At 40.3% G+C, this 20,191-nt stretch carries 25 protein-coding genes; 10 read left to right on the top strand and 15 right to left on the bottom strand.

Translation table 11 applies throughout. The features are described 5' to 3' along the window. Nucleotides 1–149: 149 nt before the first annotated feature. Nucleotides 150–1,025 (bottom strand): nucleotidyltransferase-like protein, encoded by an 876-nt coding sequence (locus LQ50_RS03055; RefSeq protein WP_034626118.1) that lies wholly within the window; start codon nucleotides 1,023–1,025, stop codon nucleotides 150–152. Between the two features lie 228 nt (nucleotides 1,026–1,253). Between LQ50_RS03055 and LQ50_RS03060 the strand changes: the two genes are divergently transcribed. Further along, the gene (locus LQ50_RS03060) at nucleotides 1,254–1,610 is read left to right on the top strand and encodes a YgzB family protein (RefSeq protein ID WP_034626121.1); all 357 of its coding nucleotides are present in this window, start codon (nucleotides 1,254–1,256) and stop codon (nucleotides 1,608–1,610) included. 110 nt (nucleotides 1,611–1,720) lie between these two features. Here the strand turns inward: LQ50_RS03060 and perR are convergent, their stop codons facing one another. From perR to LQ50_RS03080, 4 genes are all read right to left on the bottom strand, one after another. Beyond that, nucleotides 1,721–2,158 carry a peroxide-responsive transcriptional repressor PerR gene (gene perR / locus LQ50_RS03065; protein WP_034626125.1) on the bottom strand — a complete coding sequence of 146 codons (438 nt, stop codon included), beginning with the start codon at nucleotides 2,156–2,158 and terminating at the stop codon, nucleotides 1,721–1,723. Nucleotides 2,159–2,248: 90 nt separating this feature from the next. Continuing rightward, nucleotides 2,249–2,548, bottom strand: coding sequence for a cyclic-di-AMP receptor (locus LQ50_RS03070; protein WP_034626128.1), 300 nt, complete (start codon nucleotides 2,546–2,548; stop codon nucleotides 2,249–2,251). 121 nt (nucleotides 2,549–2,669) lie between these two features. After that, a complete protein-coding gene (bcp, locus tag LQ50_RS03075; RefSeq protein ID WP_034626130.1) occupies nucleotides 2,670–3,146 on the bottom strand; it encodes a thioredoxin-dependent thiol peroxidase in 477 nt (158 codons plus the stop codon). A 59-nt stretch (nucleotides 3,147–3,205) separates the two neighbouring features. Beyond that, nucleotides 3,206–3,628, bottom strand: a complete 423-nt coding sequence (locus tag LQ50_RS03080) for a potassium channel family protein (RefSeq protein ID WP_034626132.1) — start codon at nucleotides 3,626–3,628, stop codon at nucleotides 3,206–3,208. Between the two features lie 128 nt (nucleotides 3,629–3,756). Between LQ50_RS03080 and LQ50_RS03085 the strand changes: the two genes are divergently transcribed. Together LQ50_RS03085 and LQ50_RS03090 are read left to right on the top strand one after the other, a co-directional pair. Further along, on the top strand, nucleotides 3,757–5,049 hold the full coding sequence (locus tag LQ50_RS03085) for a glutamate-1-semialdehyde 2,1-aminomutase (RefSeq protein ID WP_034626135.1): 1,293 nt from the start codon (nucleotides 3,757–3,759) through the stop codon (nucleotides 5,047–5,049). 245 nt (nucleotides 5,050–5,294) lie between these two features. Continuing rightward, nucleotides 5,295–6,380, top strand: coding sequence for an FUSC family protein (locus tag LQ50_RS03090; RefSeq protein ID WP_034626137.1), 1,086 nt, complete (start codon nucleotides 5,295–5,297; stop codon nucleotides 6,378–6,380). A 191-nt stretch (nucleotides 6,381–6,571) separates the two neighbouring features. Here the strand turns inward: LQ50_RS03090 and LQ50_RS03095 are convergent, their stop codons facing one another. The 4 genes from LQ50_RS03095 to fabL all read right to left on the bottom strand — a co-directional run bounded on the left by LQ50_RS03095 (nucleotide 6,572) and on the right by fabL (nucleotide 10,195). Further along, nucleotides 6,572–8,317, bottom strand: a complete 1,746-nt coding sequence (locus tag LQ50_RS03095; RefSeq protein WP_034626480.1) for an ABC transporter ATP-binding protein — start codon at nucleotides 8,315–8,317, stop codon at nucleotides 6,572–6,574. A gap of 84 nt (nucleotides 8,318–8,401) precedes the next feature. Further along, nucleotides 8,402–8,929 carry a nucleoside tri-diphosphate phosphatase gene (gene ntdP / locus LQ50_RS03100; RefSeq protein WP_034626482.1) on the bottom strand — a complete coding sequence of 176 codons (528 nt, stop codon included), beginning with the start codon at nucleotides 8,927–8,929 and terminating at the stop codon, nucleotides 8,402–8,404. A gap of 262 nt (nucleotides 8,930–9,191) precedes the next feature. Beyond that, nucleotides 9,192–9,380 (bottom strand): gamma-type small acid-soluble spore protein, encoded by a 189-nt coding sequence (locus LQ50_RS03105; RefSeq protein WP_034626138.1) that lies wholly within the window; start codon nucleotides 9,378–9,380, stop codon nucleotides 9,192–9,194. Nucleotides 9,381–9,445: 65 nt separating this feature from the next. Beyond that, nucleotides 9,446–10,195: an enoyl-[acyl-carrier-protein] reductase FabL gene (gene fabL, locus LQ50_RS03110; protein ID WP_034626139.1), complete on the bottom strand. Its 750-nt coding sequence runs from the start codon at nucleotides 10,193–10,195 to the stop codon at nucleotides 9,446–9,448. 100 nt (nucleotides 10,196–10,295) lie between these two features. On the opposite strand from fabL, the gene yfhS reads away from it, so the two are divergent. The 3 genes from yfhS to LQ50_RS03125 all read left to right on the top strand — a co-directional run bounded on the left by yfhS (nucleotide 10,296) and on the right by LQ50_RS03125 (nucleotide 12,780). Continuing rightward, entirely contained in the window at nucleotides 10,296–10,517 is a 222-nt protein-coding gene (yfhS, locus tag LQ50_RS03115) for a mother cell protein YfhS (RefSeq protein WP_034626141.1), read from the top strand. Nucleotides 10,518–10,649: 132 nt separating this feature from the next. Next, nucleotides 10,650–11,618 carry an NADPH:quinone reductase gene (locus LQ50_RS03120; RefSeq protein WP_034626142.1) on the top strand — a complete coding sequence of 323 codons (969 nt, stop codon included), beginning with the start codon at nucleotides 10,650–10,652 and terminating at the stop codon, nucleotides 11,616–11,618. Between the two features lie 826 nt (nucleotides 11,619–12,444). Then, nucleotides 12,445–12,780, top strand: coding sequence for a hypothetical protein (locus tag LQ50_RS03125; RefSeq protein ID WP_034626144.1), 336 nt, complete (start codon nucleotides 12,445–12,447; stop codon nucleotides 12,778–12,780). A gap of 62 nt (nucleotides 12,781–12,842) precedes the next feature. On the opposite strand, the gene LQ50_RS03130 is transcribed toward LQ50_RS03125, so the two are convergent. Genes LQ50_RS03130 through LQ50_RS03140 form a run of 3 tightly spaced genes read right to left on the bottom strand, consistent with a single transcriptional unit; the run spans nucleotide 12,843 to nucleotide 15,007 of the window. Continuing rightward, nucleotides 12,843–13,604: an SDR family NAD(P)-dependent oxidoreductase gene (locus LQ50_RS03130; protein ID WP_034626145.1), complete on the bottom strand. Its 762-nt coding sequence runs from the start codon at nucleotides 13,602–13,604 to the stop codon at nucleotides 12,843–12,845. A gap of 13 nt (nucleotides 13,605–13,617) precedes the next feature. Further along, nucleotides 13,618–14,679 carry an A/G-specific adenine glycosylase gene (gene mutY, locus LQ50_RS03135; protein WP_152608151.1) on the bottom strand — a complete coding sequence of 354 codons (1,062 nt, stop codon included), beginning with the start codon at nucleotides 14,677–14,679 and terminating at the stop codon, nucleotides 13,618–13,620. 16 nt (nucleotides 14,680–14,695) lie between these two features. Beyond that, entirely contained in the window at nucleotides 14,696–15,007 is a 312-nt protein-coding gene (locus tag LQ50_RS03140) for a hypothetical protein (protein WP_034626148.1), read from the bottom strand. Between the two features lie 89 nt (nucleotides 15,008–15,096). Here LQ50_RS03140 and LQ50_RS03145 point away from each other — a divergent pair, with 89 nt between their 5' ends. Then, nucleotides 15,097–16,083 carry a metal-dependent hydrolase gene (locus LQ50_RS03145; RefSeq protein WP_034626149.1) on the top strand — a complete coding sequence of 329 codons (987 nt, stop codon included), beginning with the start codon at nucleotides 15,097–15,099 and terminating at the stop codon, nucleotides 16,081–16,083. 56 nt (nucleotides 16,084–16,139) lie between these two features. Here LQ50_RS03145 and LQ50_RS03150 read toward each other — a convergent pair whose 3' ends face one another. Next, on the bottom strand, nucleotides 16,140–16,406 hold the full coding sequence (locus LQ50_RS03150; protein WP_034626150.1) for a YfhJ family protein: 267 nt from the start codon (nucleotides 16,404–16,406) through the stop codon (nucleotides 16,140–16,142). Between the two features lie 90 nt (nucleotides 16,407–16,496). Between LQ50_RS03150 and sspK the strand changes: the two genes are divergently transcribed. Then, the gene (gene sspK / locus LQ50_RS24815; RefSeq protein ID WP_084138609.1) at nucleotides 16,497–16,655 is read left to right on the top strand and encodes a small acid-soluble spore protein K; all 159 of its coding nucleotides are present in this window, start codon (nucleotides 16,497–16,499) and stop codon (nucleotides 16,653–16,655) included. A gap of 52 nt (nucleotides 16,656–16,707) precedes the next feature. Beyond that, nucleotides 16,708–16,872 carry a YpzG family protein gene (locus LQ50_RS24820; RefSeq protein WP_084138610.1) on the top strand — a complete coding sequence of 55 codons (165 nt, stop codon included), beginning with the start codon at nucleotides 16,708–16,710 and terminating at the stop codon, nucleotides 16,870–16,872. Nucleotides 16,873–16,897: 25 nt separating this feature from the next. On the opposite strand, the gene LQ50_RS03155 is transcribed toward LQ50_RS24820, so the two are convergent. Beyond that, the gene (locus LQ50_RS03155) at nucleotides 16,898–17,224 is read right to left on the bottom strand and encodes a YfhH family protein (RefSeq protein WP_034626151.1); all 327 of its coding nucleotides are present in this window, start codon (nucleotides 17,222–17,224) and stop codon (nucleotides 16,898–16,900) included. A gap of 885 nt (nucleotides 17,225–18,109) precedes the next feature. After that, on the bottom strand, nucleotides 18,110–18,922 hold the full coding sequence (recX, locus tag LQ50_RS03160) for a recombination regulator RecX (protein WP_034626152.1): 813 nt from the start codon (nucleotides 18,920–18,922) through the stop codon (nucleotides 18,110–18,112). 100 nt (nucleotides 18,923–19,022) lie between these two features. Here recX and LQ50_RS03165 point away from each other — a divergent pair, with 100 nt between their 5' ends. Then, on the top strand, nucleotides 19,023–19,931 hold the full coding sequence (locus LQ50_RS03165; RefSeq protein WP_034626153.1) for a TIGR01777 family oxidoreductase: 909 nt from the start codon (nucleotides 19,023–19,025) through the stop codon (nucleotides 19,929–19,931). Nucleotides 19,932–20,191 lie beyond the last annotated feature (260 nt).

Raw genomic sequence — 20,191 nt, forward strand, 5'->3', positions numbered from 1 at the left:
ACTTGTCACTCGATAGCGACTTGACTATCATAACATCTTACATCATTTGAAGTCAAATGTTTTTTTCGATGTTATTTTTTCGTTTCCGACGCCTCGTCAGCGACAAGTAATAATATATCATCATACAATTAATACGTCAACAATATATTTCAATTTTTTTTCAAACGATAAAATACCTTTTCAATTCCTTCAACTTTAGTCGCCACTCGTGCACTTTCAATCAACTCTTTTTCAACTAAATGACGAAGAAGGAGTTCCAGGTCCACACTATAGTCCTCCACCTCAGGCAACGACATTAACTCAGCCACTGACAGCAACTCCTCACTTCTACTAATTAATAAAGAGAGAAAATGCTGGCTTCCCAATTCTGTTTTTGAATGAATAGCAAGTTCCGTTGCTAATATGAGAAGCTCAATTCTCTTCTCAAGCGACTCTTCACTCTTTAACAACTCTTGATACAACTTATACGTTTGTGGCTCAATCTTTTTTACTTGCTCCCACACGGTCACTTCCGGATAAAAGCCATGATTAATCACCGACAAACGAGCTAAGTGGTGAAGCGAATGCATCATATTACTAAACGCATCAAAATGATGCCCATTATAAAATAATAACTTCCCTTCCTCAAACCTTCTTAACATTTTCGTGAATTGGATCGTCATTTTTTTCGTGCGATCACCAGGAGGAAAAGAATCAATCCTTTCTTTTACATTACTTAAAAATTCATTCCGATCAAAAACAATCTTCCCATTAATTAACCAATCAACCAACCTTCTATGGTTACCAACTATTAACGTTTGATGCATCATCGCTTGGCTAAGTGAATGTAACGAAACCCGCTTTTCCCCCAATGTATAATGTTTAACTTCCCATGAAATATTTTGATTGTGATTAATAAGCACTATAACGACATCAAAACCATCCGTAACCGACAAAGGCAAAAATTCTTTCTCCACTAGAAGAATCGCTAATGTCTCTTCCTCACTCGCACGGTCTTGATAAAGTTGTCGTAACAATACATCCATTTCATTCTTCCCCTCTCTTATACAACATCAACAGCCCACAGTCAGATTCACAAGCTCCCCGTTTTAAACTAGCCATTCATCTTAGACTGATTCAGACATACAAGTTCTACACAAAAGGGGCATCTCCTGCTAAAGAACTAAGGAATCTTCTTTAACTGTTAACATTTCTTTAAGGAAGAACGGTGATGATCTATGCTATACTACAACTAGATTTAGGAGGGACTATTGATGGCTTTAAAATATACAAACAAAATTAATAAAATTAGAACCTTTGCATTGTCTCTTGTATTTGTAGGAATTCTCGTTATGTACATTGGTATCTTCTTCAGAGAATCTTACATCGTTATGACACTAGCGATGTTAATTGGCTTTCTTTTTATTATTGGAAGTACAGTTGTTTACTTTTGGATCGGGATGCTTTCAACGAAGACGATTCAGGTTGTCTGTCCAAGCTGTGGTGGAGCGACAAAAATGCTCGGTCGGGTTGACGCCTGCATGCACTGCAGTGAACCTCTAACCATGGACAAGTCACTTGAAGGCAAGGAATTTGATGAAAATTACAATCGTAAAACAAAGAAAAAATAAGCTAGTTTTAAATAACTAAAGAAGAGGCGCGAAAAAGGTTAGTACCTTTTTCGCGCCTCTTCTTTGAATGTAAAGTAAAAAAAAGACACCCTCATCAATCAGAAGGTATCCTAATGTTCAACTTTCTCTTTGCACTTAGGGCAAGTTCCATAGATCTCCATACGGTGACTATGAACTTTAAATCCTGTTACATGCTCTGCTAGGGTTTCCACTTCATCTAACCCTGGATAGTGAAAATCAACAATCTTTCCACACTCCCCACAAATCACGTGGTAATGATCCGATGTTACTGAATCAAATCTACTCGATGCATCACCATATGTTAACTCTTTAACGATGCCAGCTTCCTTAAAGACGCGCAAATTGTTATAGACAGTTGCGACACTCATATTAGGAAAACGCCCTTCTAAAGCTTTATATATTTCATCAGCTGTTGGATGGGTCATTGATTCATATAGGAATTCTAGAATCGCATGACGTTGCGGAGTCATACGGACACGGGTGCTTTTCAAAGCATCAAGTGCATCTTGCAAACGATGATCAGACATTGTCATGCACCTCTCTTTCAAGTAACCATTCTTACTTTATAATTAGTATAATATACAATTTGACAATTTGTCAATCTTGCGCTAATCCAACTACTTTCCTATCGCAAGAAAAGGAGCTGCGTCTTTGACATCTAACAAAAACGATGTATATCGATGTTCTTGCTTGCTGCTTCTTTGCTTCTTCCTTTCAAGATCCAAACAAACCACCTTCAAAGCATCCTGCAATTCTTTGATATCCTTTTCTTCAACCCCAAATAGGAATGTTGTATTCCCCTTTCTCCAAAAACCACCTGAACTAGCTAACTCAGTCATTCTATAGCCTTGCTTTTTTAATTTTAATTCAACCTCATCAGCATACACATTATCAATAATACAAACGAGCAGCTTCACGACTCTTCCTCCATTCTAAAAGGTTATACCTACAACTATTCTGCTTTAAAGTAAGGTGTTCCTACTTTACTTTTTTAAATCTTTCAAATTGGAGGCAGTAGTTGCCACTTAAATCAAACGATTACTTTCCTTCCATTTCATCCTTCACAAATGAAAGAGCTTCTGCTACATGGTCTTTTACTTTTACCTTTCTCCATTCCTTAACAAGATTCCCTTGTTTATCAATGATGAAGGTCGAACGTTCGATGCCCATGTATTCTTTCCCGAAATTCTTCTTTAACTTCCACACTCCATACTGCTCGGCCACTTTGTGATCCTCATCTGCTAATAATAAGAATGGAAGCTCATACTTTTCAATAAATTTCTCATGGCGAGCAACAGGGTCTGGGCTAACACCCAAAATAACCGTATCAAGCTCAGAAAAGTCTTCTACCTTATCACGAAAGTCACAAGCCTGAGTCGTGCATCCAGGTGTCATATCTTTTGGATAGAAATACAATACAATGTTCTTCCCACGATATTCCTCTAATGAAACCACTTCACCGTTATTAGCTGGCAATGAAAATAGTGGAGCCTCTTGTCCAACTTGAATCGTCAAAATACTCATCCTTTCAAATCTTTTACTTATAGCGTAGCTTAGAACCTTTCAAATGACAACTATTCCTCCTTCTTAGCCACTTGAAGAACCGATGTGACAACAAAGGCTGCAGGAAGTAAGTACCCAAATAGAGCCTGCACCATCGCAATAATCCGGCCAATCCCTACTGGCACTAAGTCACCATATCCTACAGAAAGAAGTGTCACCGCACTAAAATAAACAATATCTTCAATAAGGTGGTTCACCGTTCCTTCCACATGAGAATTCCCTTCTTTCAGCACGGCAATTCCTAACATTTCAAGACCTAAATACAAGTTAGAAAAGGATAAGATAACTGTGATATAAACAAGTAATAGGAGGGTAAAGTGCCTTAGTGACACTGAGTAGGTTCCCCGAACGGGACGGTACCGCAAGAGCATCAATAAACTAACGATTGTCCCAACAGTTGCGATAATTAACGCAGTCGATAATAACCAATTCACCCTGATCACCTCTCTCACACTAATTTTATGAAGTTGATAGCTTGTATAGAATCATTGAACTTGCCCCAAACGCTCCTCTATGGTTAGATACAAACAGAAGATATTGAACTATATTAAGGAGGCAAAACATGGACCGGACACAATCAGAACATTTATATAAAGAAGCTCAAGAGCATATCGTTGGAGGGGTGAATAGCCCTTCACGCGCGTACAAAGGCGTAGGTGGCGGGACACCTGTTTTTATGGAAAAAGGACAGGGTGCTTACTTTTGGGATGTTGACGGAAATCGTTACATAGATTATTTAGCTGCATACGGACCAATTATTACAGGGCATGCTCATCCCCATATAACCAAAGCCATTCAACAAGCTGCTGAGAATGGCGTTTTATTCGGAACACCAACAAAACTTGAAAATCAATTTGCAAAAATGCTCAAGGAAGCGATCCCTTCCCTAGAAAAGGTTCGCTTTGTCAATTCTGGAACGGAAGCTGTGATGACAACGATCCGCGTCGCACGTGCTTATACAGGAAGAGATAAAATCATTAAATTTGCCGGCTGCTATCACGGACACTCAGATCTTGTCTTAGTAGCTGCAGGATCTGGACCTTCTACTCTTGGTACTCCAGATTCAGCCGGAGTGACCAAAAGCATCGCCAAGGAAGTCATTACCGTTCCGTTTAATGATATCGAAGCATACAAAGCTGCCTTAGAAAAATGGGGCGACGAGATAGCCGCTGTATTAGTTGAACCAATCGTAGGGAATTTCGGAATTGTCGAGCCTGTTGACGGGTTCTTAGAAGCTGTTAACACTCTTACTCACGAAGCAGGTGCTCTTGTCATTTACGATGAGGTTATTACAGCTTTTCGCTTTATGTATGGAGGAGCTCAAAATTATTTAGGGGTCGAACCAGATATGACGGCTCTAGGGAAAATAATTGGTGGCGGATTACCGATCGGAGCTTACGGCGGTCGAGTTGATATTATGGAAAAAGTGGCTCCACTTGGCCCTGCCTATCAAGCAGGAACGATGGCCGGAAATCCCGCATCAATGAGTGCAGGAATTGCTTGCTTAGAAGTATTAAAAGAAAAAGGAACGTACGAGAAATTAGATCAATTAGGTGCTTTATTAGAAGAAGGAATTCAGTCCCTTGCTAATAAACATAACCAGACGATTACAATCAATCGCCTAAAAGGGGCATTAACTCTTTACTTCACTTCTGATAAAGTCGTCAATTATGAGCAAGCCGAGAATTCAAACGGCGAACAGTTCGGCCGCTTTTTTAAAGAGATGTTAAAGCGAGGAATCAATCTTGCTCCATCGAAATATGAAGCATGGTTCTTAACGATTGCTCATACAGAGGAAGATATAAAAGAAACATTACAAGCCGTCGATGAATCCTTCGCCGCCATGAATAAATAATGAATACAAGATGACTAACGTTTTCGTGCCCCAAAAGGTCTGAACTAAGAGCTATTGGGTCCCACCTCATACGTTAGTCATCTTTTTTTGCAACGATAATAAAAAAGCTTGATTCGTACCCATATCCGTTGTATAGTACGCTTCGGTGTTCATTTTTCCGGGTATTATTGTGAGACAACTGAAATACTATCACTATCGAAGGATTTATGATTCCAAGTGAACGAACAAAGGAGTTAATGTACCATATGAAACTTGGGGCTCGAATATTTAAAACAGGGCTTGCTGTAATGCTTTCTTTATACTTGGCCATTTGGTTGGAACTTGACCCACCAATGTTTGCCGCCTTAGCAGCAGCAATTGCTGTGCAACCATCCCTATACCGAACGTTTCAAACGATTTTGGAGCAAATTCAAGCAAATTTAATCGGAGCCATATTAGCCGTTATTTTTGTGATGACATTTGGTCATGATCCTTTTGTCGTCGGTTTGGTTGTCGTATTAGCCATTTCAATTATTTTAAAGGTGAAGTTAGAGCCAACGACCATTCCACTAGCTATCGTGACGGTCATTATTATCATGGAAAGTCCTGCAACTGATTTTATCCAGTTTGCTGCCGGGCGCTTTGCTCTTATTCTACTTGGGGTTGTCGCGGCATTTATTATTAATTTGCTTTTTATCCCACCAAAATACGAAACAAAGCTTTATCATAAAATATCGAAAGCAACGGAAGATATCAACCAATGGACGATGTTACACATCCGCCACGCAGCCGATCATCGCTCGTTAAAAAGCGACTTAAATCGTTTAGAAGAACAAGTTCTTAAACTCGAGAATTTATATTTGCTCTATAAAGAAGAACGAAATTATTTTATGAAAAATAAATACGGCAAAGCACGAAAAGTAGTCCTTTACCGTCAGATGATCGTCGCAACAAAAAAAGCCTTATTTGTGTTAAAAAATTTAGAAAGACGATCTGAAGAGTTGAATCTGATGGCAGAGGACACACATAAAAAATTCGAAAAGCAGCTTCATTACTTGACCACTTATCATGATCGAATTTTGCTAAGGTATGTCGGAAAAGCTCATTCAAGTCATTCCGATGAATTGGTTCTTAAGATGAATAAAGGGAAAGAAGAACTCATGAGTTATTATATCGGCCTGCAAAACCATTCATGCATTGATTACAATCAATGGTTACACCTGTTACCTGCTGTTTCACAAATGATCGAATACCAAGAACAACTTGAGCACCTCAACCACCTTGTAGACAGCTTCTTTACGTATCACCAGGAGGAAAATGAGGTTAAAATTCAAGAACGAGATGATGAATAAGAGGCTCCTTCAAAAGGTTTGAACTTTAACCTTTTGAAGAAGCCTCTATGCATGAGCGGAGTCGCTACTTCTTTTAAAGCCTTGAGAGGAGTGGGGTTCTCCTCTCAAGGCGCGTAGCGAACGGAGCCATTGCCCTCCCCCTTCAAAAGGTTTGAACTTTCACCTTTTGAAGTAGCCTCTTTATGACCTTATCAATTCAACTGCTGAACTTCAAATAACTTCTTGTAGCTCCCTTTACGGCTTATTAACTCTTCATGACTGCCAACCTCAGCAATTTCACCATTCTCAATCACAACGATCCGATCAGCATGGGTAATCGTAGAAAGGCGGTGAGCAACGATAAAGGTTGTCCTGTCTTTGGCTAGCACTTCAAGAGCTTCTTGAATATAATGCTCACTTTCCAAATCCAGAGCTGACGTTGCTTCATCAAAGATGAGGATTGGTGGATTCTTCAAGAACACACGAGCAATCGCGACACGTTGCTTCTGGCCACCAGAAAGCTTCACACCTCGCTCGCCCACTTCCGTGTCATACCCTTTTGGAAGATTCATTATAAAATCATGTGCATTCGCCGCCTTTGCTGCAGCTATGACGTCTTCCTCACTCGCATCGGGCCTTCCCATTAATATGTTCTGCTTAACCGAATCACTAAACAAAATATTATCTTGCAGAACCATCCCAATGTTGTCACGCAAAGTACGCACTTTGAACTCTCTAATATCCGTCCCATCTAATAAAATTTGACCAGACGTCACATCGTAGAAACGAGGAATTAAGCTAATCAACGTACTTTTCCCACCGCCACTCATTCCTACAAACGCAATGGTCTCTCCTTGTTTCACATCTAGCTGTAAATTTTTTAACACAGGCTTTTCATCATCATCGTAATGGAAGGTTACATTTCTAAACTCAAGATGACCTTGAGCTCGCTGTAGCGGCTTGGAATGAGGCTCATCTTCAATATCATATTTTTCATCAATAAACTCAAAGACCCTGTCCATCGAAGCAATCGATTGAGTCAAAGTTGTTGACGAATTAATAAGACGCCTTAACGGCCCATACAATCTCTCCATGTACAAGACAAATGCTGTCATCGCCCCCACTTCAAGATTGCCCATAATAACAAAATAGCCCGCCACAAATATAACGAGTAATGGTGCCACATCTGTAATTGTGTTAACCACAGCAAACGTTTTAGCATTCCATTTTGTATGATCAATGGCTCGATCTAGGAAATGGGTGTTTCTTTTTGCAAATTGCTTTTGCTCATGGTCCTCAAGCGCAAAGCTTCGAATCACACTCATTCCTTGGACACGTTCATGTAAATGTCCTTGTACCTCCGCTAATGCTTGTGAACGCACTCTCGTTAAATGCCTAAGTCTGGCATAAAAGTATTTCACTGAGAAGCCATACAACGGGAACATCGAAATAGCAACAAGCGTTAACCAAACGTTTAGATTTAACATAATGATAATAGCAATAACAATGGTAATTAAATCTAACCAAATATTCATTAACCCTGTTATCACAAAATTCTTCGTTTGTTCAACGTCATGTATAACACGAGAAATGATTTCTCCTACTTTGCGATTCGAATAATAACGCAAACTCAGCTTTTGGATATGGGTAAATAATTGATCTCTTATGTCATATAGAACTTTGCTTCCAATCCACTGCGCAAAATACTGTCTAAAGTATTCAATCGGCGGACGCAAAAAGACAAAAATAACAAACATAACGGCCATAATTTTCAGCAACAATGACACTTTTTCATCTTGTGCCATCGCTTCAGCGAAGATAATATCATCAATTACATACATCATCACTAACGGCAGCAATAACGGAATCCCAAACTTAAAAATTCCGATGATGATGGTAACGATAATTTCCTTCCAATACGGCTTGACGAATGCCATATAGCGTTTAATACTATTCAGCTTCGTCACCCCCTCTTTTTAAGACAAAAGCCTGACTCACATGGAGAGCCATTGGTAGCCACCCCCGAGAGTCAGACCCTTTCTTTATCGATATTGTAAAAATCGTTCATACCAGCTTTCCACAAATTGTGGGGCAAATGGTCCTTTTCTTTGGTGAATCCATGAGATTAATTCATCGACACTTCGTTTAAGAATGTCATCTACAGCTGGCGGATAGTTCATAAGTTTCCGGTGCAGCTCATATTCATCTTCATCTAAGAGCTTAAAGGTCATATCTGGGAACACCTTAATGTCGAGGTCGTAATCAATATACTTCACTGCTTCCTCATCCCAAGTAAAAGGTGACCCTAGGTTGCAATAGTAATAAATACCATCTGATCGTATCATACCAATTGTGTTAAACCATTGTTCGGAATCAAAATAACATATAGCCGGCTCTCGCGTTCTCCAATTCCTTCCATCCGATTCCTTCACTAGAATACGGTCATTCCCTCCAATTACAACCTTTGACGTCCCTTTAAGCACAATCGTTTCTTCCCAAATGCGATGAATCAATCCATTATGCTTATAGCTATGGATTTCAATATTACTTCCTACTTTGGGAAAATTCATGTCAAACTCCCTTCCTTGCATAGTTTCGGACGCCTGTAGGGTAGAGTAGTTCATACGTATCCACTTTTAAAATAAGCTCGTCTACTCTATTCTCTACCAATAAAACTAACTTAATCACTTCATTTGCTTACATTCACTTTCTATTATAACGTTTTGTCAGTTAATTTGAAATGTTAAGCTTTAATATAGGTAAAAGTCTATGTACAAAAAAACAAGCACCCTTTGGACGAGTTGCCAAAGGGTGCTTTGTTTTTAAGTCTTACTATTGTTGGTTTGAAGAGTTCTGCTGCTTACGAGCTGCAGATTGAGCGTTTTGCTGACGAACCTCTTGAGCGTTCGTTTCGCTAGCAAACTCAGTCGCATAGCTGTTGCCTTGAGCAGACTGTTGGTTTTGTTTTCTTACTTGTTGAGCATTTGTTTTAGATGCTTGTTGTTGTTGTTGTCTATCCATGTGATATCACCTCCACGACTATTAAGATGTCCGGCGATGAGATCCTTTATGCAACTAAATTTATTTTATGTTAAAAGAGAAATTCCCCCATCAACAATAAGCGTTTGACCACGAATCATATCGGCTTCTTTGGATAATAAAAATAATACCGTGTTGGCCAAGTCTTCCGCTTCGACAATTCGTCCAGCTGGTGTTCTTTGTGCTGCGTCTGCCAAAAGTTCCTCACGATTTGGGAAATGCGTTAAGGCATCTGTATCGACAGCGCCACCAGAAACCGCATTAACGACAATTCCTTTTTCCGCTAACTCTACAGCTAAATAACGTGTTAAGGCTTCTACAGCCGCTTTTGATACTCCCACTGTCGTATAGTTCTTTAAGTAACGGATCGATCCTAATGAGCTCAAGCTTACGATATGACCGCCACCTGTTTTCTCCATTCGTTTTGCTGCTTCTTGCGCACAAAATAAAAGGGCTTTGCTATTAATATCCATTGTCCAATCCCAATGGCTTTCTTCTAGTTCCATCAAAGGACGAAGAACTCCAGATGCTGCATTATTCACTAAAACATCCAATCGACCAAACTCCTCGTCAATTTTTTCAAAGAGCTCTTTGATTTTTTCAGGTTTTCCTACATTTGCTTTGACAACTAGAGCTTTTTGTCCTAGCTGTTCAATTTCTGCAGCTACATCTAATGCCGCTTGTTTGCTTCTTGCATAGTTGACAACAATATCATAGCCTCGCTCGGCCAATTTTAAAGCAATCAACCTGCCAATTCCTCGACTGCTACCAGTGACTAATGCAACTTTTTGTTCCATATACAATCCTCCAATATTTTCATATGCCCTTATTATATCGTATAGGTCACTCCCAGAACAGGAACACTACAACCAAACCTAGTAAAAGGAAGTGGATTACATGTATGTCGGAAGAGACATGACCGAACTCTCTATGATGTCCATTGACCAATGGACTGATAAAGAGCTTGCTTATTTTCATCATGGATTACAACAAATGACTCCTTATCTCAATGCAGAAGGGGCCAGTATCCATCGAGAAATCATTCGTGAAATCGAAGCAAGAGGCGGCTTGCATCAAGAAGCAACATGGACTCAAGGAACAAAACCTCACTATGATTAAAAGGCAAGAGGTGGTAAGCCTTCAGGGAACTTTTCGCTCTCTGAGGGCTTTAATTTGTTAACGGTTTTTTATAGGAATTTACCTACTTTTGCTATACACTAAAAAAGACAATGAAGCAAAGGAGTGGTAAAGATGAAAGCGGTTATTTACGAAACATACGGAGGCCCTGAAGTTTTAACAGTCTCTGAAGTTGCCAAGCCATCCATACAAACGAATGAAGTGCTCATACAGGTTAGGGCAAGCGGCATTAATCCAGTTGATACATATTTTAGAAAAGGAATCCGCCCGGTCGAGTCCTTTCCTCACATCCCCCACTTTGATGTAGCAGGTGAGGTTGTGGAAAAAGGCACTGATGTGAATAATGTGAACATCGGCGATCGCGTTTGGGCAACAAATGCCAAAGGTGCTTCTGCAGAATTCGTTGCTGTTTCTAGTGACCTTGTTTTTCCTCTTTCGAATGAATCGTCATTTGCAGATGGTGCAGCCATAGCTATGCCCTATATGACAGCTTATTTGTCTTTATTTAACAGAGGTCAGCTAAAAGAAAATGAATCCGTTCTTATTTTCGGAGGAGCTGGTGCTGTAGGCCATGCAGCGATTCAACTCGCCAAAAATGCAGGTGCTACAGTTATTACAACGGCTAGTACTCCAGAGAAAGCAGCAATTGCTAAAGAAGCTGGCGCCGATGAAGTGATTGTGTACACGACGGAGGACCTTGTTACGCGTGTAAAAGAACGAACAAACGATGAAGGGGTCTCCCTCATCTTAGATATGTCCTTTAGCGAAAACATGGAGAAAGATCTAGAAATCATTAAATTAGGCGGTCGAATCATTACTATAGGATCACCGGTTAACAACACACCTCCACTAATGTGGCGTCAATTAAATATGAAACATGCCTCACTTATTGGTGTCCTTCTATTCACTGCGCCAAAAGAAGAATTAGTGAATGCCGGCCACTTTATATCAAAAGGCATAGAAAGCGGTGCTTTATCCGCACACATCGGCAAAGTGTTTCCATATGAAGAAGCCGCGCAAGCTCATGTAGCATTAGAGAAAAAAGAATACGACGGACGAATTATTTTAGAGCATTCCAAGTAGGAACGAAGGGTTGCATAAAGATAAAATAAGAGGCCACTGAAAAAGGTAAAAATCGTACTTTTTTTAGTGGCCTCATTAAATAACGTGGGGAAACAGAGTAGGATACCGTGTAGGTTTTAGACTCTGTTTTTTATTGCAGTTAATTGAGGTAATTATTTGGCTTACCAAACTAAATGGTCCTACGTTCCGTTATTTGAGTAAACACCTCACTAGCCTTGCAGAAAACAGGAATTTCCTTACATAAGTCAATGGGGAACCCTCCGCAGGGGAATGACACTCCGCTTTCCGCGGGTGCCCGGTGAGCCTCCTCGGCTGCATCGCCTGCGGGGTCTCACACGTGGGTCACTGGTCCCGCAGGAGTCTCCGTGTCATTCCCCTGCTAGGTTTACTTTTTGGTCCTTAAATGTGTTTATTTTACATGTGTATATTGTGTAGAGATTAATAAAAGGAACACCACTCAAGAGTGAAGACATGTTCCTTTTTTCTTTTATAGAACTAGTACTTTTAGTGCCTTAGTACGACGGGATATTTCCTCGGCCTTCCTCGTTTCTTTTTCTTCACCCTACCTTTTGAAGTTCGTTGCGGTTGTCGGTGAATCGTTGAAATAAGGTCATTCCAGGGCTTAAACCCGTAGGATTGAATCTTCTTGAACACTTATTGAAACGGACCTACCCATTCCGATAAACCTCATTTCTATTTGACCCCCACTCTTTTTTGTTTGTTAAAGTTTATTTTTATGGGGAATATAAACAACATAACAGGCTACTGTTTAAGGTTTGTTTGAGAAGCCCTTTTTAGTAGCTCATTTAGAAAGGAGCTTTTTTTAATGGAAAAAGAATTGTTCTACGTTAACTTAAATCCCATTAGCATGGATACGATTAGCCCGACTAGAGTCGATGATGGACAATTAATTGAATATGAAATTGCAGCCACACCAGCTGAGAAAAAAGCATTAGAAGATTTATTACACGAAGTCCAATCTCATGACCTTGAACTAGGGAATTTAGTGACGTTCCGCCATTTTGATGACGAAAAAGTAGATGAAGACAAAAACGAATATCAACGAGGGTTAAATGATGTCTACGAAGAACTATACCGCCTAGGAACCGCCGAAACAAAACAAAAAATAAAAGAAATTCATATGATTAATGATGATCAATAACAAAAGCGGGGTCTAACCCCGCTTTTGTACTGTAAAGACCTCCAGAGGGGTCTGACCCCAATTCAATAATTCGACTTCGATTGTCCGCCATCGACATTCAGCGTTGCTCCAACAACCCAGCTTGCTTTTTCCGAGGCTAGAAATGTGACAACATTGGCTACTTCATCTGCTGTTCCAAACCGCCCTGCAGGGATTTCATCTTGAACAAATTGGTTGATTTTTTCTGGGTTTTCATCGAGTCTTCTTTGCCAGTTACCCGATGGATGAAGGATAGAACCTGGTGCGACTCCATTTACACGTATGCCATCCTTGATGGCCTCATCAGCCAAGGCTTTTGTGAAACTAATCATTGCGGCTTTTGCACTGTTGTATGTTACTTTCCCGCCTGACTCTCTTCCAAAGATGGATGATATGTTAATAATGCTTCCTGATTGCTTTTCTTTAAGATAAGGAAGAACAAGCTTGCTAAAATGAACGGCAGAGAAATAATTTAATTCGAATGCTTCATGAAACAGATCAAGGTCTGTTTCAGCTGTTGTCGAACCATTGCTCCCCCCTACATTGTTCACAAGGATATCGACCGTACCATAGGTATCCAACACGTCGCTAATTACTTGTTCTCTTTCATTTTCCTTTGTCATATCAGCTTGAATCGTTACAATCTGATCTTGTAACTGTGCTTTGGCTTCATTGAGCGCCTCTTGCCCTCTTGCGACAATCGCCACTTTAGCTCCTTCTTGATGAAACGCTTTGGCAATGGCATACCCAATTCCTTTTGAACCACCCGTCACAAGTACGACTTTATCTGTTAATTGTAAATCCATACGTACTCCTCCATTACAACAACGATTTTTGTATGATTTTCTGATGCGAAACAGGGAAAGCATATTTTTCTATATCTTTTACAGGTATCCACTTTCTTGTTGCTTGTCCGCCGTCTGGCTGCCCACTCACTTGCGCCTCATACACCGTTATATTCCATATTAAATGAGAAAAAACATGTTCAACCTTTTGAATCGGTTCATCTAGTACAACTTCAATGTCGTAGCTGGCCTGAAAGTGCTCTTCGACAGACCGTCCATCCGTGACTTCAACGTTAGGAAATTGCCACAGTCGTGCGAGCAATCCTGTCTCTGGTCGTTTTTCAATCAACACTTCTCCACGCTCATTACGAAGAACGACAGCTGCCATCTGCTTTGCTGTTTGTTTTTTCTTTTTTGACTTGATCGGCAAGTCGTTTTGCTTTCCGTGGTCATACGCACGACAATGCTCCCTCACTGGACAAAGCAGGCAACCCGGAGAAGTAGGTGTACAAATTAACGCCCCTAGCTCCATTAAGCCTTGATTAAATGAAGATGGATCATCTTTAGAGACAAGATCATATAAAATGTTTTCAAAGATCTTTCTCGTGGATGCCTTTGCAATATCCTCTTCGACCAATAGGACTCTAGAAAGAACACGCATAACGTTTCCATCCACAGCAGGTTCAGGCTTTCCGTAAGCAATACTCAAGACTGCTCCAGCCGTATACGGTCCAACCCCTTTTAAAGAAGAGATCTCCTCTCTTGTATCAGGCACACGCCCTTCATACTGTTCCACCACTTCACGAACAGCTGTCTGCAAATTGCGTACACGTGAGTAATAACCAAGCCCTTCCCACGCTTTTAAAATACGATCCTCCTCTGCTTCTGCTAAAGCCTCAAGCGTCGGAAATTCTCTCATAAACGCGTTGTAATACGGGATAACGGTATCTACCCTTGTCTGCTGTAACATAATTTCCGATACCCAAACGCGATAAGGATCTTTTGACATTCTCCATGGCAGCTCACGTTGATTCTCGAGAAACCAATTAACTAAATCATCTTGAAATTCTGTGATGTAAAAATCTTGTAAATGCATTTGTTCCAAGGTAAACTCACGATTCCTTCCTTACAAAGGCCCAGCAGTGTATTTTCTCTGCTCCCCCTTCAATTAGTGGTACCATTTTGCTAAAAATAGCATGTTCATTTGACCGACGTAGTTTTTTTAATGCTTGGTAATGAGAGGTTGTTGGTACCTCAAACATCTCGACATACAAATGTGGCTGGTCATCAGCAACATACCAGCTAATATTGGTTGCTTCATAATCAGGAAGAACCTCGATAATCTCTTTCATTGCTTGCTCATATTCATTGATGTATTCTTTATTTACTTTGTATTCCATAAAAATCTGTAAAGGTTTTGTCATTTTTCCAATCTCCCCTTTTTAAACAGTGACTTTTCGGGTATAAATAAACTATACCATGTTTTAGATCGATAAGGAGGTATCTCAACACGATGGACACAGGTACTCATGTTGTTATGGGGGTTGCTCTCGGTGGATTAGCAACATTAAGCCCAACAATCGCAAATGATCCATTGCTTCCCACATCGGTCATGATCGCTACAATCATCGGTTCTCAAGCACCTGATTTTGATACAGTATTAAAATTACGAAATAATGCTGTATACATACGTAACCATCGTGGCATTACCCATTCCGTTCCCGCTCTTTTTATTTGGCCTCTTTTAGTGACAAGTGGCATTTTACTTTTCACTCCGGAGACGAACTGGTCGATCGTGTTGCTATGGTCTTTTATTGCCGTTTTTCTACATGTGTTTGTCGACATCTTTAATGCGTATGGAACACAAGCTCTTAGACCCTTTTCGAATAAGTGGATTGCTCTTGGGATTATTAACATCTTTGATCCATTTATTTTCTTCAGTCACCTTGTCGCGTTTGGCATATGGGGACTAGGCTTAGCACGACCAGGACCAACCATTTTGCTATTATATTTAGTCTTAATTGGATATTATATTTGGCGCATTGGGGAAAAGCAGCGAGTTGTCAACCATGCAAAGAAATTGCATCCAGATGCAAGCCATATCTTTGTCTCTCCTACGATCAGATGGAATCAATGGCATGTAGTCATTCGCACACCTGATATCATGTTTGTTACGGAATCTAGAAATCACAAAATAGAGTATTTTGAGCAATATTCATTCGATCCGATTCCAGATATTCCAGTTATTAACGCAGCCAGGAAAGATCCAAATTTATCAGCATTCTTATCGTTTTCTCCTTCGTATCGCTGGGAAGTTGAAGACAAAGAAGACAATGTTACAGAAGTACGCTTTGTTGATTTACGATACCGGAGCAAAGGTCATTACCCTTTTGTAGCCATTGTGCAGCTTGATCAAGACCTAAACATTCTAAGCTCTTATACGGGTTGGGTATTTAGTGAAGAAACGCTCCAAAAGAAATTAAATATTGTTACCGAATAAGTAAAAGGGGTTTCTCAGGAAAGGTTTAAAAGCCTACCGTGAGAAACCCTCTTTCTTTAGTGCTTCACGTCATCATCCTTATTTAAATGGGCAAACTTTTCTTTACTCGGATTGTATTTATGTAAATATGGTCCATATTGGCTAATCCACTTTGTCACAATCTTTTCGGTCTGATCTTGTCCTTGATAAGACCAACCACCTTTCGCCCTTGTTGTTTCAAAATCCTCCCATAAACTTTCAACCCACGTTCTTGCTTGCGCTGCTGTAATCGTTGAATTAATGGATAATAATTGCTCCGTTAATCGTTGAAACCTATCTTCCACACCGTTTCCTCCTTTGACAATGTTTACGTCTCATAACTTATCTGTGTCTGTTAATAATACTATTGAACACGTTGGAAAGGGGGTCTACCAATGCGAAACAAAGCAAAGGGCTTTCCGAACCATATTAAGTTCGAGGGGAATTCACCAAAGGATATTAGAAACAGAAATGAATCCAAACGTGCTGATCTCAGCATTAATACCCGACCTAGAGATCGCATGAGAAACACTGATGGTGATACGAACAATTAATTTGCAATAAGAATTCTTTCATTGCAACCAACGTTTCTGGAGGTGCCAACCTATGGGTAAGAGGAGCATGAATTTCCAAGCTGGACAAGAATACAAAAGTCCATTTGATTCACCTCGTGCTAATCCAAAGCACGCTTCCAAACAAATTGGCGGTGAAACTCAGATGAGTCAAACCGACATTAAAGTTCGATTACACAGAAAAGCTGAGCAAAGATAACTTTTTATTATGGAAGGAGAAGAAATTACTCTTCTCCTTCTTTTTTAACAAATAATGAAATAGGCACAGCCTCTAAATTCGTTTGATTGTCACGATATCCCCATGCAAAATAACCGTTCATGTAGGAAATTTGAAATGAAGAGCCGCCTTCCATTTCATATGTCGCTCCCGGCTTAAAATCTTCAGGGTTTAACAAATAGGCTTTCGCTAATAATACACGGCGCTCATATACAGCAAATTCACTTGACATCCCTAATTGTTCCGCTTTTTTAGCCTTTTCATTCAAGCGTGCAATTTCCGTTCGTAATTCATATTCCGTCATTTCACTAAATCGTTTTTGTAGTTGTTCCATATTTGATACATCCCTCCCGTTCATCCTCCTTTTATTATAATTGAAACCATCCTGACAAACAAAGAAATTGGTTAAAAGAAGAACGCAAGGATGATCCCAATAAGCCCAGAAAATCGAGGAGTCAACACCCTCCTTTGGCTACCGACCTCTTTGCTTTCGCTTCTCTTCGGGAGTCAATCCCCTCCTTTGGCTACCGTTCTCTTTGTCTTCGCTTCATTTCGGGAGTCAACACCCTCCTTTGGCTACCGTTCTCTTTGTCTTCGCTTCTCTTCGGGTGCCAACACCCTCCTTTGGCTACCGTTCTCTTTGTCTTCGCTTCTCTTCGGGAGTCAACACCCTCCTTTGGCTACCGTTCTCTTTGTCTTCGCTTCTCTTCGGGTGCCAACACCCTCCTTTAGCTACCGTCCTCTTTGTCTTCGCTTCTCTTCGGGAGTCAACACCCTCCTTTAGCTACCGTCCTCTTTGTCTTCGCTTCTCTTCGGGAGTCAACACCCTTTCTTAGCTACCGTTCTCTTTGCTTTCGCTTCTCTTCGGGAGTCAACACCCTTCTTTAGCTACCGTTCTCTTTGCTTTCGCTTCTCTATGTTCGTTCCATTGCGCTTCAGTCACTCGCACCCTCAAGGAGGTGCCGAGCCTCCTCGGCCGTGTGGGGTCTCGCCCCTCCCTCTGCACCTCGCAGGTATCGAGTGACTTCCGCTCCATTTCACTACGAGAAAAACCAATTATTCACAGCAACACTCTTTAGGATAACAGCTTTATAAAAACCTGATATGAGAGGGGTTTCTCATATCAGGTTTCAACGTGCGGAGCCATTGCTGCTTCCTCGAACCTTCTAAAAGGACTTTTTCAATGCCTTCTGTTTTTCACCTTTTTCAGTGTCCTCGTTTACTTGTCTCCTTCGCTTAGATATTGTTCAATGACATCCATCGGAAATCCTTTGCGATACAATTGCTGTTTGAACCGTTGCTCGTATTCCCAACCTGTATATTTCCCTTCAAGCTTCCTTCTAATCTTCTCTCCTTGAAAACAGATTGCTTCCCACTCTTCTGAACTCTCTTCAGGAAAATCGACAAGCTGAAGTGCTTCTACAATCACGCGCTGTGAATAGCCTTTTGTTATGAGTTGGCTCGATAGTTTCTCTTTAAAAGCCTTGCTACTCACTTTGCTATTTTTCTTTGATTGCTGCTTCTCTAACCACGTGACGATTTTTTCCTTTTGTTCCCCTTCTGTAAAGGTTGCTAGCGCCGCATCAATGACCGCATCACTTACCCCTTTTTGTACAAGCTCTTGTTTCAGCTTTAGCGGACCCTTCATTAATGTTAGCTGCTTTGACCTTATATAGGCCTGTGCAAATTCCTCATCATTTAGCAATCCTTGCTGAAGCAATTCATCTATCACTGCGTTAATATGCTTTGGCTCTTTCTCCTTTTTTTCTAAATACTGCTTCATCTCTTTAACAGAGCGCATACGGTAAGAAAGATAATTAATGGCAAGATGATAGGCTTTTTTCTTTTCGTCTTCATCAATTAATTGGATTAATGTTTTCTCATCTATTTCCAAGCCCTTCGTCAGACGATGCTTAATTAAAAGGTCCTCATCGACACTTAGGGCATATTCAAACGACTGTCCTTTTGTAAAAAAGACGTTATATCGACTTTTATTGCGTTTTTGTACTTCAATTTTGGCTATTACGGCCATCAAATTACACCCCCAGATTATGCTACTAAACCTTTGCAAAACATCTCCGACTACAATTAAACTAAACATACGATTATTACTGTAACAGGAGGCGAACGGAATGAATATTGTGATTGCAGGCGGTTCCGGTTTTCTTGGTAAGAAACTCACTGACCATTTAACGAATCAAGGACATTCTATTTACATTTTAACAAGAGATGCTTCAAATAAACCAGTCTTACCTTCTGTTCACTATGTCCAGTGGCTTCATGAGGAAGCAAAGCCAATCGATCACCTAAATGAAGTTGATGCGATCATTAATCTCGCGGGAGAATCCATTGGGTCAGGAAGATGGACCAAACAAAAAAAGACCAACATCCTTCAAAGCAGAATCACGTCTACTCAATCGATTATTCAATTAATTGAACAATTACCCATCAAACCAAAAGTCCTTGTGAATGCCTCAGCCATCGGCTATTATGGCACCTCGTTAAGCAAGACCTTTACGGAAGAATCGGAATCTAGCGGGGACGACTTCCTATCAAACGTTGTTGAGAAATGGGAAAATGAAGCAAAAAAAGCTTCTAACTACGGTGTACGAGTTGTTTTCTGTAGACTAGGTGTCGTTTTAGATCCAAATGAAGGGGCGCTTAATAGGATGTTACTTCCGTATCGTTTCTTTATTGGAGGTCCACTCGGTTCCGGAAAGCAGTGGCTAAGCTGGATTCATATTGACGATGCCGTTCGAATGTTTTCCTATGCTGCCACTCAACCAAACCTAGAAGGAGCATTTAATTTAACCACTCCTTTTCCTTGTCAAATGAATGAGTTTGGCAAAACATTAGCTCATGTTTTAAATAGGCCTCACTATCTCCCTGCCCCATCATTTGCCTTACGCCTTTTATTAGGTGAGATGAGTACTCTTGTTTTGGACGGCCAAAAAGTACTGCCAAACAAAGCTATTTCAAGTAGTTATCCATATCTGTATCCTACTCTTTTATCTGCTTTAGAGAATCTGTTAAAAAAATAAAGAAAAAGTTATGAATTGGGAGATTTTTTCACGAAAAATTTATAAAAAATAGGTATCTTTTTTCGCCAAAAACATTTAATATATAGAAGGATTCAAGAGTAAACAAACGAATTATAGTCTTATTATACTGTTTCACTAATATAAACACGCTAGAATCCCCTAAATCGCTTAATAAACGATTAAATAAGCATTGGGAAGGCAATTGGTGCGCCACCAGCTCTGCTGGTTCTAGTGGGTTCGATTCCCACCCCGAATTTGAT

The organism is Halalkalibacter okhensis (assembly GCF_000787375.1).
GTDB lineage: Bacteria > Bacillota > Bacilli > Bacillales > Bacillaceae_D > Halalkalibacter > Halalkalibacter okhensis.

Bases quoted from the DNA above. Each gene is read 5' to 3' on its own strand.
- LQ50_RS03055 (WP_034626118.1), bottom strand. From the start codon at position 1,025: ATGGATGTATTGTTACGACAACTTTATCAAGACCGTGCGAGTGAGGAA.
- LQ50_RS03060 (WP_034626121.1), top strand. From the start codon at position 1,254: ATGGCTTTAAAATATACAAACAAAATTAATAAAATTAGAACCTTTGCA.
- perR (WP_034626125.1), bottom strand. From the start codon at position 2,158: ATGTCTGATCATCGTTTGCAAGATGCACTTGATGCTTTGAAAAGCACC.
- LQ50_RS03085 (WP_034626135.1), top strand. From the start codon at position 3,757: ATGGACCGGACACAATCAGAACATTTATATAAAGAAGCTCAAGAGCAT.
- LQ50_RS03090 (WP_034626137.1), top strand. From the start codon at position 5,295: ATGAAACTTGGGGCTCGAATATTTAAAACAGGGCTTGCTGTAATGCTT.
- ntdP (WP_034626482.1), bottom strand. From the start codon at position 8,929: ATGAATTTTCCCAAAGTAGGAAGTAATATTGAAATCCATAGCTATAAG.
- LQ50_RS03105 (WP_034626138.1), bottom strand. From the start codon at position 9,380: ATGGATAGACAACAACAACAACAAGCATCTAAAACAAATGCTCAACAA.
- fabL (WP_034626139.1), bottom strand. From the start codon at position 10,195: ATGGAACAAAAAGTTGCATTAGTCACTGGTAGCAGTCGAGGAATTGGC.
- yfhS (WP_034626141.1), top strand. From the start codon at position 10,296: ATGTATGTCGGAAGAGACATGACCGAACTCTCTATGATGTCCATTGAC.
- LQ50_RS03120 (WP_034626142.1), top strand. From the start codon at position 10,650: ATGAAAGCGGTTATTTACGAAACATACGGAGGCCCTGAAGTTTTAACA.
- LQ50_RS03125 (WP_034626144.1), top strand. From the start codon at position 12,445: ATGGAAAAAGAATTGTTCTACGTTAACTTAAATCCCATTAGCATGGAT.
- LQ50_RS03130 (WP_034626145.1), bottom strand. From the start codon at position 13,604: ATGGATTTACAATTAACAGATAAAGTCGTACTTGTGACGGGTGGTTCA.
- mutY (WP_152608151.1), bottom strand. From the start codon at position 14,679: ATGCATTTACAAGATTTTTACATCACAGAATTTCAAGATGATTTAGTT.
- LQ50_RS03140 (WP_034626148.1), bottom strand. From the start codon at position 15,007: ATGACAAAACCTTTACAGATTTTTATGGAATACAAAGTAAATAAAGAA.
- LQ50_RS03145 (WP_034626149.1), top strand. From the start codon at position 15,097: ATGGACACAGGTACTCATGTTGTTATGGGGGTTGCTCTCGGTGGATTA.
- sspK (WP_084138609.1), top strand. From the start codon at position 16,497: ATGCGAAACAAAGCAAAGGGCTTTCCGAACCATATTAAGTTCGAGGGG.
- LQ50_RS24820 (WP_084138610.1), top strand. From the start codon at position 16,708: ATGGGTAAGAGGAGCATGAATTTCCAAGCTGGACAAGAATACAAAAGT.
- LQ50_RS03155 (WP_034626151.1), bottom strand. From the start codon at position 17,224: ATGGAACAACTACAAAAACGATTTAGTGAAATGACGGAATATGAATTA.
- recX (WP_034626152.1), bottom strand. From the start codon at position 18,922: ATGGCCGTAATAGCCAAAATTGAAGTACAAAAACGCAATAAAAGTCGA.
- LQ50_RS03165 (WP_034626153.1), top strand. From the start codon at position 19,023: ATGAATATTGTGATTGCAGGCGGTTCCGGTTTTCTTGGTAAGAAACTC.